This is a genomic window from Streptomyces sparsogenes, assembly GCF_001704635.1.
GTDB lineage: Bacteria > Actinomycetota > Actinomycetes > Streptomycetales > Streptomycetaceae > Streptomyces > Streptomyces sparsogenes.
Genome location: NZ_MAXF01000234.1, coordinates 39,103 through 49,693, shown reverse-complemented (window position 1 = coordinate 49,693; position 10,591 = coordinate 39,103). Strand labels below are relative to the sequence as shown.

At 69.6% G+C, this 10,591-nt stretch carries 9 protein-coding genes; 6 read left to right on the top strand and 3 right to left on the bottom strand.

The genetic code is table 11. The annotated features are described in order from the left end of the window. On the bottom strand, positions 1-433 hold a 433-nt coding region (locus BBH68_RS38375), incomplete at its 3' end, for a MarR family winged helix-turn-helix transcriptional regulator (protein ID WP_065968538.1). A gap of 127 nt (positions 434-560) precedes the next feature. On the opposite strand from BBH68_RS38375, the gene BBH68_RS38370 reads away from it, so the two are divergent. The 3 genes from BBH68_RS38370 (at position 561) to BBH68_RS38360 (ending at position 3,192) form a co-directional block, all read left to right on the top strand. Further along, positions 561-1,298: an SDR family oxidoreductase gene (locus tag BBH68_RS38370; protein WP_065968537.1), complete on the top strand. Its 738-nt coding sequence runs from the start codon at positions 561-563 to the stop codon at positions 1,296-1,298. Between the two features lie 140 nt (positions 1,299-1,438). Next, positions 1,439-2,308, top strand: a complete 870-nt coding sequence (locus tag BBH68_RS38365) for an LLM class flavin-dependent oxidoreductase (protein WP_065968536.1) — start codon at positions 1,439-1,441, stop codon at positions 2,306-2,308. 185 nt (positions 2,309-2,493) lie between these two features. Beyond that, on the top strand, positions 2,494-3,192 hold the full coding sequence (locus BBH68_RS38360) for an aspartate/glutamate racemase family protein (RefSeq protein ID WP_065968535.1): 699 nt from the start codon (positions 2,494-2,496) through the stop codon (positions 3,190-3,192). A gap of 32 nt (positions 3,193-3,224) precedes the next feature. Here the strand turns inward: BBH68_RS38360 and BBH68_RS38355 are convergent, their stop codons facing one another. Beyond that, the gene (locus BBH68_RS38355; RefSeq protein WP_065968534.1) at positions 3,225-4,535 is read right to left on the bottom strand and encodes an NAD(P)/FAD-dependent oxidoreductase; all 1,311 of its coding nucleotides are present in this window, start codon (positions 4,533-4,535) and stop codon (positions 3,225-3,227) included. Positions 4,536-4,591: 56 nt separating this feature from the next. Beyond that, the gene (locus BBH68_RS38350) at positions 4,592-5,197 is read right to left on the bottom strand and encodes a TetR/AcrR family transcriptional regulator (protein WP_065968533.1); all 606 of its coding nucleotides are present in this window, start codon (positions 5,195-5,197) and stop codon (positions 4,592-4,594) included. A gap of 16 nt (positions 5,198-5,213) precedes the next feature. Here BBH68_RS38350 and BBH68_RS38345 point away from each other — a divergent pair, with 16 nt between their 5' ends. The 3 genes from BBH68_RS38345 (at position 5,214) to BBH68_RS38335 (ending at position 10,402) form a co-directional block, all read left to right on the top strand. Beyond that, the gene (locus BBH68_RS38345; protein ID WP_245738537.1) at positions 5,214-6,476 is read left to right on the top strand and encodes a metal-dependent hydrolase family protein; all 1,263 of its coding nucleotides are present in this window, start codon (positions 5,214-5,216) and stop codon (positions 6,474-6,476) included. Further along, positions 6,473-7,327, top strand: coding sequence for an alpha/beta hydrolase (locus BBH68_RS38340; protein WP_065968531.1), 855 nt, complete (start codon positions 6,473-6,475; stop codon positions 7,325-7,327). The genes BBH68_RS38345 and BBH68_RS38340 overlap by 4 nt, the downstream gene beginning before the upstream one ends. A gap of 330 nt (positions 7,328-7,657) precedes the next feature. Further along, positions 7,658-10,402, top strand: coding sequence for an alpha/beta hydrolase (locus BBH68_RS38335; RefSeq protein WP_174589144.1), 2,745 nt, complete (start codon positions 7,658-7,660; stop codon positions 10,400-10,402). The last annotated feature ends 189 nt before the right edge of the window (positions 10,403-10,591 follow it).

Genomic DNA, 10,591 nt, shown 5'->3' with positions numbered 1-10,591 from the left:
CGCTGCGCCGGGCTATGAGTTCGTCCTCGATACGCCGGAGCGTGGCATTGACGATCTCGATGGTGGCGGGGTCGTCGATGATGCCCCGGAGGGTCCGGTCCCAGTTGTCCCGGAGGATCTGGTGATTCCGGCGGGCCTTGTCGGTGGGGTACAGGCGCACGCCTCGGGCGTTGCGGTCGTCCACGACGCGATCCACGAGTCCTCTCTTCTCCAGGCCGCGCAGTACCCGGCTGAAGTTGCTCGACGGAAGCAGGGTCGCCTCCGACGCGGCTCGCGCGGACGTGCCGGGGTGGTGGTGGATGAACCGCATGACGCTGATCTCGATCGGCGTGCACGGCTCGAAGGCGGGGTCCGTCGGGGGCCGAAGCTGCCGCCCCACGGCGAAGACCAGGTCGGCCAGCTCGTGGAGACTGGCGGATTTGACGTCGCTCATGCCACGAGGATATCTTCCTATCGCTCGATAGCTATTAATTGATAGCATTGAATGGTGGGCGCCCCCGCTCCTCGAAGGCCGTGGCGCCGCTCAGGCAATCCACCGACTCATGGATGAGGAATCCCCCATGGACATCAGCGGAGCCGTAGTACTCGTGACCGGAGCGTCGTCAGGCATCGGAGCGGCCACCGCGCGCGCCGCCTCCCGCGCAGGTGCGCGCGTGGTGCTCCTCGCCCGCCGCGAGGAACGCATCCGACAGCTCGCCGAGGAACTCGGCGAGTCCGTGGCCCTGGCCGTGCCATGCGACGTGACGGACCGGGCCCAGGTCACGGCGGCCGCAGAAGCCGCGATCGAGAAGTTCGGGCGGATCGACGTCCTGGTGAACAACGCAGGCCAGGGGCTACAGGCGACCGTCGACGCCATCGACCCCGAGGACTTCCGGGCCGTCCTCGAACTCAACCTCCTCGCGCCCCTGACCGCGACGCAGGCCGTCCTTCCGCAGATGCGCAAGCAGGGAGCCGGGGCCATCGTGAACGTGGGCTCCGGGATCATCTGGTCGTCGCTGCCCGGATCCGGCGCATACTCCGCCTCCAAGGCCGCCCTCGCCAAGCTCTCGGCCATCGCCCGCGTCGAACTCGCCGACGACAACATCGCCGTGTCGATGATGTTCCCGTCGATCACCGAGACCGAGTTCGTCGGGACGGTTCGCGGCGACGTCGCAGGCGCGCTGAAAATGGAGGGCTCCAGCGGCCTGGTACCCCAGTCGCCCGAGCGCGCCGCCGACACCATCCTCGATCTGATCAGGAGCGGCGCCGAGCAGGCCGACCTCGTCCCGGAGGAGTACGGCGGCACGCTCAAAAGCTGAGCCACCGAAAAGGAAAATACCCCGACGCACGTCATGAGGCCGGGCGGGCAACGCCTTCCGCTGCTGTCGACGAAGCACAGGCGGCGGCGGTGGAAGGACACGCACCACCCGGTCCGTTACCGAAGGAAGAGACACGGCACATGGAGATAGGCGTAGGGCTGCCGGGTCATGTCACCGGCGTTGAGGAGCGTACGTTGGTGACGTGGGCGCGGCGGGCCGAGGAGCGGGGATTCGCCTCGCTGATCGCCAGCGACCGCCTGGCCTGGTCCACTCCGGATCCCCTGATCACACTGGCCGCGGCAGCCGGGGCCACCGAACGCATCCGGTTGGTCACCAGCGTGCTGCTGGCCCCGCTGCACACCAACCCCGCATTGTTCGCCAAGGCCGCGGCGACCTTGGACCGGATCGCGGGCGCCGGACGGCTGCATCTCGGTCTCGCTCCCGGAGCCCGCGAAGACGACTACCGGGCGAGCCACCTGGACTTCAGTACGCGAGGGCGCGCCCTGGACACACTGGTGGAACGCGTCACCGCCATCTGGCGGGGTGAGGAGGAGGTGGGTCCGGCCCCGGCCACCCCCGGAGGGCCGCCCCTGTGGTTCGGCGGCGCATCGCAGGCGACGCTGCGGCGTATCGCCTCCCACGGCACCGGATGGATCGCCGGAACCGGCGGAGACATCGACGAGTTCACCACCTTCACCACCCGCCTCCACAGCCGCTGGAAGGAGGCCGGCAGGCAAGGACGTCCGCGGACCAGGGCCACGGCGATGTTCGCCCTCGGCCGCCACGCACACCGATCCCTCGCCCGCGCCGTCAACGACTACTACGCCTTCGCCGGCCCCGACTACGTCCGGACCGTCATCGACACAGCGGCCACCACCGCCGACATGATCCACGCAACCGTCACCGCCCACGAAGCAGCCGGACTCGACGAACTCGTCTTCGTGGCCAACGACACCGACCCGAACCAGATCGACCTCCTCGCCGACATCCTCGGGGACAAACTCACCTGAGGTGACCCCGGTGGTGTGGACACTCTGACACTGGATCTTGCAGATCCGAGGAAGGGTGGCCTGGTGGGACGTGGGTCTCCGGATCCGGAGGAGTTCAGGAACGATGCCATCGCGTCACAGGGGCAGCCTTGCTGTCACCCGGACCCACGCCCCGCGACCAGCGAAGGGCGTGCGAGAGTGGGGCGATGAAGACCATCGGGTTGATTGGCGGCATGAGCTGGGAGTCGACGGCCGAGTACTACCGGCTGCTCAATGAGCGGGTCCGGGAGCGACTGGGCGGCCTCCACTCCGCCAAGTGCGTGCTGTATTCGGTCGACTTCGCCGAGATCGAGCGGCTGCAGGTGGCCGGGCTCTGGGATGAGGCCGGCGAAGTACTCGCCGACGCCGCCCGGTCCCTGCAGGCGGCTGGTGCGGGCCTGCTGCTGATCTGCACCAACACGATGCACAAGGTCGCCGACCAGGTGGCGGCGGCGGTAGACATTCCGCTGCTGCATCTGGCCGACGCGACAGCATCTGCGGTGCGGACCGCAGGTCTGCGCCGAGTGGGGCTATTGGGCACCGCGTTCACCATGGAGCAGGACTTCTACCGCGACCGCGTGGCCGGGCACGGCCTGGAGGTCCTGGTGCCTGACGCGGACGACCGGGCCGTCGTCCACAGAGTGATCTACGAAGAGCTCTGCCTCGGCATCATCCGGGAGGAGTCCCGAGCGGCCTACGGTGAGGTGATCGGCCGGCTTGTGGCTTCTGGCGCGGAGGGCATCATCCTCGGCTGCACCGAGATCGAGCTCCTCATCAGCCCGGAGCACAGTCCGGTTCCTGTCTTCGCCACCACCCGCCTGCACGCCGAGGCCGCCGTTGACGCGGCATTCGCGTCCGGAGGGTAACCCAGGCCGCGACCGGCCCCGGCGGCCCGGCGTCAGCCAAGGACTGTGCCCGTGGATGCGGCCGGCCGGCGTCGGCGTGAGAAAGCACCGAGGTCGATGGTCTGGCCGGTGTGTTCGCAGGTGTGCGTGAGCGCACTGCGGTCGTGGTCGTGCCCGGCTTCGACACCGTGGATCAGGGTGGTCATGAGGCGGCCCACCAGAGGGGCGTTCTTGAACTGATTGCCGCTGGTGCCGATGGCTACGTAGAAGCCGGCAAGGTCGGTTCGGTCGTATACGGGGGTCCAGTCGTCGGTCACGTCGTACACGCCCGCCACCCCTTTGGGCTTGTTGGGAACGCGCAGACCGGGCAGTCGGCGAGCCGCCCGCGTCACCTGCGTCCTGAACTGCGACCCGGTCGGAGTGGGACTCCCGTCGTCCGGATCGTCGAGCCATTCCAGCGGGTCGCACTCGGGTTCCGTGCCGCCGACGAGCAGGAACTCCCTGCCCTCGGGCCGTATGTACGTGCCGAGGTCCATATCGAGCAGCACCGGTGTGTGCCCGTCGCCGCCGGTGTCGCGGTAGCCGGCGGGCGCCGCTACGTGGTGCACCTCCTGGCGCAGCGGCCGCAGACCGACGGTGAAGTCGTCGCCCACTTCGGCGAGCCGGTTCAGCTGTCCCGACCATGGGCCGGCCGCGTTGACGACCACTCCGGCGGACAGTTCCGTTCCATCGTTGAGGCGCACCCCGCGCACGCGTCCCCCGCGCCGCATCACCGCGGTGACGGTGGTCTTCCACCGGAGGTCGGCTCCGTGCCGCTGGGCCGCCGTAGCAAGGTTGTACGCGGCGAGTTGCGGGTCGTCGACGAAGCCTCCGTCGGGTGTGTGGAGAGCACCGAGCCGAGCGGACGCGTGGGCGAAGAACTCGTCGTCATCCACGGGGCGGGGCGGGAAGTACCGGCCGGTGTCCACGGCGGGCAACCGCCTGGACAGCTCTCGTGCACCCCATTTCTCGTACGGGACACCGACCTTGTCGAAGTGGCGCGTGAACATGCCGCAGGGTGCGAGGTCCACGTCCAGCATGGTGACGCCGCAGCGGTTGAACGCGGCGAGGGGTTCACTGGCGGGTGCCTGGAGATGGTCGCGCCATGCTTCCCAACAGTGACGGGACTCCCAAGCGGCAATGACACCCGCGATCGTGGGATAGGTGAAGCGGACCACGGCGCTGGAGGCGCTGGTGGAGCCGTTGCCTGCGCCGCCGAACCTGTCGACGACGACCACCCGCAGGCCGCTCCGCGCCAGTTCGAGAGCGATGGAGGATCCGATGACCCCGGCCCCGACGACGACTACGTCTGTGCTCTCAGTCACGTTTCAACTCACCTTCGTATCGCCGGACCAGACGGTTCCTGCGGGGGCGCGGCGGGTCACCGCTCCGCCGCCGTCCGCGCTGATCGTGGAGCGGGTCGGCCCTCGCGCATGCGCAGGATCAAGGTGACCGCGTCCTCCGAGAGGGTTCCGGGAGTGAGGAGTTCCTGCAGAAGGAGGCCGCGAATCGCGGCAACGGTGACGGTGGCCACATCCCGCGCTTCCTTCGCCTCGAGCCCTTCGCGTTCCGCGAGTGAGGACAGCATCGCGGTCAGGTCGCCGATCGACTCCACGACCTCACGGAAGTCCTCGGGGCCGTACGCGGCCAGTCCGACGACGTAGAAGAAGCCGCGGACACGCGACAGCTGCTCCGGCCGGGTGTAAGTACGCCAGATCGCCACGACGAAATCGTCGAAGGTGCCCTGCTGGGCGGCCTCCAGAAGTGCCTCGTTGTCACGGGATCGCTGCGCCTTGAGCATGGCGGCCAGGACGCCCCAGAGGGACCCGAAGTGGTAGCGCAGCAGGGCGTGGCTGGTCTCGATCCGGGCGGCGATCTCACGGAGCGACATCTCCGGCGGGGGCAGGGCCTCGCCGAAGGCGTCGAGAAGCCGTGCCAGGAGTCGCTCGCGCGCGCTGCCGTTGCGTTCCGAGGTTGACAGGATCACTCCCACAGTTTATCCATTGGAAAAGAAGATTCGCAACGGCGAAGGATCGACGATGAGACCTGCTCAGGTAGTCGGCGCGACGGTCATCGACGGAACGGGGCGCGATCCCGGCAAGCTCGACATCACGATCGAGAACGGCCGCATCACCCGTCTCGGGGCCTCCAGTGCGCACGGCGAGCGTCTCGATGCCGGGGGATTGACGATGACGCCCGGCCTGATCGACGCTCACGTCCACCTGGGCCTGTCGAGCCCGATCCAGCCGCACTTCTCGTTTCGGATCAGCGCCGCCGAGATCGCGGCGGACATCTTCGCCACGGCCGGCGCGGCGCTCGACGCCGGCTTCACCACCGTTCGCGACACCGGCGGGATCGATGGCGGTGTCGTCACCGCGATCGCGAAAGGCAAGGTCAGAGGGCCGCGCGTCCTGTCGTGCGGACCTGTTCAGTGCCAGATCGGCGGGCACGGCTACTACGGAGCCGAATGGGAACCCACCGAGCTGTGGAACAGCCACCACATCGCGGGCCTGTGCGCCCTGTCCATGATGGCGGGCAACGCGGACGAGCTGCGGCACAACGTCCGCGAAGCCTTCCGTCGCGGGGCCTCCTTCCTGAAGCTCTGCGTGACCGGCGGAGTGGTGGGCGCGCATGATCGGCTGAGCGACACCCAGTTCACCGTCGAAGAGATCGCTGTCGCGGTTCAGGAAGCTGCGGCACGGAACACCTATGTGACCGTTCACGCCCACAACAACGAGGGCATACGAAATGCGGTCGAGGCCGGGGTGCGCTGTGTCGAGCACGGCACCAGCCTCGACGAATCCACAGCGACCCTGATGGCCGCTCGCGAGGTCGCCCTCGTGCCCACGTTCGCTGTCGTCGAGCAACTGCTGCACGACACCGCCGGAGCCGGTCTCGCCGAGTCGACCCGCGACCGGGCCAAGGGCGTACGCGAGCAGATGACACAGGCGCTCGCCGCCGCCAAGCACGCAGGAGTACGGATCGGGCTGGGCTCCGACCTCATCGGCCCGGCCCAGGACCGTCGCGGCAAAGAACTCAGCCTGCGCGCGGCCCTGGAGACGCCGATGGAAGCGCTCGTGGCGGCGACCCGGACCAACGCCGAGATCCTCGGCCTGTCCGGCCAGGTGGGTGTCATCACTCCCGGCGCGCAGGCAGACCTCGTTCTGTGGAACGGCAACCCGCTCGAAGACCCGGAACTGTTCTCCGACCCCGCCAACGCCGTCCTCGTGATCCAGGCCGGCCGAATCGTAAAGGACCTCAGATGAGCACCATGTGGCAGGGCTGCCTCCCCCACACCGACTACTTCGAGATGCGCTCCAGCGGTGGGCACGACTACGGCGTCTGGGTCACCACGCCACCGGGCTACGACCCTGCCGCGGCGCAGGCGCCCGTCGTGTACGTGCTCGACGGCAACTGGGCCGTGGGCATGACCGCCCCACTCATCGTCACGCAGCTGGACCCCATGCAGTCGATTCAGCCCTACGTCCAGGTCAGCGTGGGTTACGCAGGCGAGGAAGCGGAGCACTGGTCGCGGTTGCGCAACCGCGACCTCGTGCCCCCCGGCGAACCCATCGCGCAGGAGTACCTCGACGCGGTGGAGATGGGGATCGAAACGGGGACGATGACGCGCGAGCAAGCCGACGCCTACCTCGCTGAATTGAGCGACAGCCGCGCGGATGTGTTCCTGGACTTCCTCACCGACGACCTGCACCCGCGGATCGAACGCGACTACGGCACAGCCCCGAGCGGTCACGGCCTCTTCGGCTACTCCTACGGCGGACTCTTCAGTCTCTACGCCTGGCTCACCAAGAGCACCTTCTTCGAGAGCATCGGCGCGGGCAGCCCCGGCATTGTCAATGCGGACAGTCAGGTCTTCGCTCGTCTTCAGGCAATGGGTGACACCCTGCCCGCCACCAAGCTTCACGTGACCTTCAACGACCGAGAGCTGCTCGGAGAGCTGGCGGTCTACCAGAATCTCGCGAAGAACGCGGCCACGTTCCTGCACCGCCTCACCTCACGCAGCGGATCCGTCACCAGCGCACTCATGCACGAAACGCACGTGACCGGGTTGCAGGCATCGTTCCTCAGCTACCTCAGGACCTGCCGCGCCCAGTGAGCCTGGATGCCGCAGCTCTCGTTCCGTCCCATGTGAGCCGACTTCACGGTGGTGGCCATCAGCACGGCGGTGACGCGTCCGGCGCCGAACTCGTCGGCGCCTCCGTGCACCGCCCACTGCGGTGAGACGGTGCTGCCCGACGACGTATCGGAGAGCGATCAGTGGCACTGGCTTGATCACGGCGCTCGCCCGCTCTCGGCATCTCCTCACGGACAACCCACAGACACCTCTCCCCCGTCCTAGGTGACGCGAGAGGCGCCCGGGACGGACGGGACGTCTGCGCACGGGGTTTTGAGGAGAGGATCATTGATCCGTGCCCGGCGAATAGGTGTGACCGCCTTGGCGGTGCTGGCGGCCCTGGCGGGCTCACCCGGACTGGCACAGGCCGAACAGCCGCGCCCATCCGGGCAGTTGAGCGCGACGGCCGACAGCCCACTCCCGCCGGGGTGGCAGATCGACGGGGAGGGTGGGGCGCGTGAGCTGGTCTGGCGCGCGCCGAAGGCCGTGCCCATGGGGGATGCGCGGGTCGAGTTCCGTACCGGGGGCCGGCTGCTCGGAGTGCCGAAACCGGCGAGGGACGGGCGGACCTTCCGGCTCGTACTCGGCACGACGCGGCCCGACCGGCTGACGGCCCTGCGCGTGACGGCCGCGGGGCGCCGGCTGGACGCGGCGGCCGACGACACGCACAGGTCCGGCTCGCGCGTGGCGCGGAGGCCCGCGCAGGCGCCGGCGAACGGCGTCGATCCGGGCAAACCCGGCTCGTACCGCACGGTCACCGGGGAGTACGACCTCGCCCCGGTGCGCCTGCCCGGGTTCGACACCCCGGTGGAGATGACCGCCGAGGTGGTGGCGCCGAAGGGGGCCACCGGCAGCCGGCCGCTCGCGCTGTTCCTGCACGGCCGCCACGAAACCTGCTACAAGCCGGGCTCCGAGGACGGCGTGACCGGCGACTGGCCCTGTGCGGACGGTTCCAAGCCGATCCCGAGTTACCTGGGCTATCTGCGCGACCAGCGACTGCTGGCCTCACAGGGCTATGTGACGGTGTCGATCTCAGCGAACGGCATCAACGCCCAGGACTGGCAGGCCGAGGACGCCGGCGCGCAGGCGCGTTCCTCGCTGGTACGGCAGCACCTCGCCCACTGGGCCGACTGGACCGCCCATCGCTCCTCCGCCCCGGCCGTCGTACGCGAGGCGGCGAAGGCCGACCTCTCCCGTGTCCTGCTCGTCGGCCACTCTCGCGGTGGCGAGGGCGTCAACCGGGCCGCCATGGACAGCCTCTACCCGCCGCCGGCCGCCGAGGACGGCTACCGGGGTCCGGTGCGCTGGAAGGTGCGCGGGACTGTGCTCATCGGACCGACGATCTTCGGCCAGAATCCCGTCGCCGACGTGCCGTCCGTGACGCTGCTGCCGGGCTGTGACGGCGACGTGTCGGACCTGCAGGGCGAGAACTTCGTCGACGGGACGCGCGGGATCAGCCGGGGTACGGCACTGCACAGCGCGGTCTACCTGGTCGGCGCCAACCACAACTACTTCAACAGCGAGTGGACCCCGGGCGAGGCCGCCGCACCGGCCATGGACGACTTCGGGACCGACCCGGAGCAGCCGGATCCGGTGTGCACGCCGGGTGCCGCGACCCGGCTGACCGCCGCCCAGCAGCACAAGGCGGGCGCCACATACATCGCCGCCGCGGCCCGGCTCTTCCTCGCCGGGGACGATCGGGTGCGTCCGCTGCTCGACGGGTCCGGCAAGCGGGCCCCGTCCGCGGGCCCGGCCCGGGTGCTGACCCACGCGGTCGGCGGCCGTCGCAGCGGTGGTTTCCTGCCGGACGGCGGGGTCAAGGTGACCGGCGCCCGGCTGTGTTCGGCGGTCGACCCCGACCCGGCCGTGGCCTGTCTGAACCCGGAGGCCCCCGGATCGTCACCGCACTTCGCGTGGTGGGAGGCGGAACCGGAGACCGGCCGCGGCGCGGTGGCCCTGAAGTGGTCCGCGCCGGGCACGGCCGCGCATATCACTCCGGCCAAACCGCTCTCCCTCCGCGACTCCCAGAAGCTCGCGCTCCGGGTCTTCGTACCGCCGAACACGACCGGCACGAAGTTCGACGTGTCCGTCACCGACTCCTCCCACCGTCGGGCGACACTGGGCTCGGTCCAGGTGGACGGGCTCCCGGGCTCCGCGAACACCGCCTCCTACTGGGCTCAGGAGCTGCGGGTCCCGCTGTCGGCCGCGACCCGGGCCGGGCTCGATCTCCGGCATGTCACGTCCCTCGAGCTGACGCCCCGTTCACAGTCCGGGCAGGCCTGGCTGATGGACGCCTGGGGCTGGGCGCCCGGCACGTTGCCGGTGAAGGCCGCCGCGCTGCCGCGCGTCGACGTGGGCCGCACGGTCGTCAAGGAGGGCGACTCGGGCACCCGCACCTACCGGATTCCGGTCGAGATCTCCGGGCACGGCAGCGGGCAGGTCCGCGTGTACGTCCTCGACCCGGACGGCGGCCGGGCCAAGAACCGGCTCGTGACCGTACGGCCCGGCAGCGACGCGATCGACGTGCCGGTCGAGGTGAACGGCGACACGGTCTACGGTGACGACGTGGCCCACGACATCGCCGTGAAGGCCGTCCACAACGCCGTCGTCGGCAAGCACCGGGGCGGGCTCACCGTCGAGAACGACGACCCCGCGCCGGCGATCACCCTCTCTCCGGTCGCGGACCGGGTGACCGAGGGAGAGAAGCTGACCTGGCGGTTGTCCCTGGACGCGCCCACGGCGGTGGACATCTGGCAGCCGGTGCGGGTACTTCCGGTCTCCGAGGGCGCCGAGCTGTCCACCAAGGACGTGGACCCGCAATGGCTCAAGGACTGGTCCGGTGACGCGCCCGACCCCGAGCGGCCGCTGTCCGACGCGGACCTGTGGGTGTGGCTGAACATCCCGCCCGGGAGCACCAGCGTGGACTTCGCCGTACCGACCGTGCGGGACCACGTGGCCGAGCCGGCCGAGTCGATGCGCCTCGCGCTGACCGACGACAACGCCGAGCCGCTGCCCGGCAAGCCGGTGCTGACGGGAACGGTGCTCGACAAGCCGTAAGCACCAGGTACGAAGGATCGTGAGCACCCTCTTGCGCGGGGTCCGGCCTGTCCGGACCCCGCGCTTCACAGGGCCGCGCGGACCCCGACCGCCCCGTCCAGCACCCCCGTCGGGGCGGGAGTGGATGCCCACCGTCCGGCCGGCCCTGACGATCGGGGCGAACGCGCTGCACGTCGCCCCGGCTCTCGA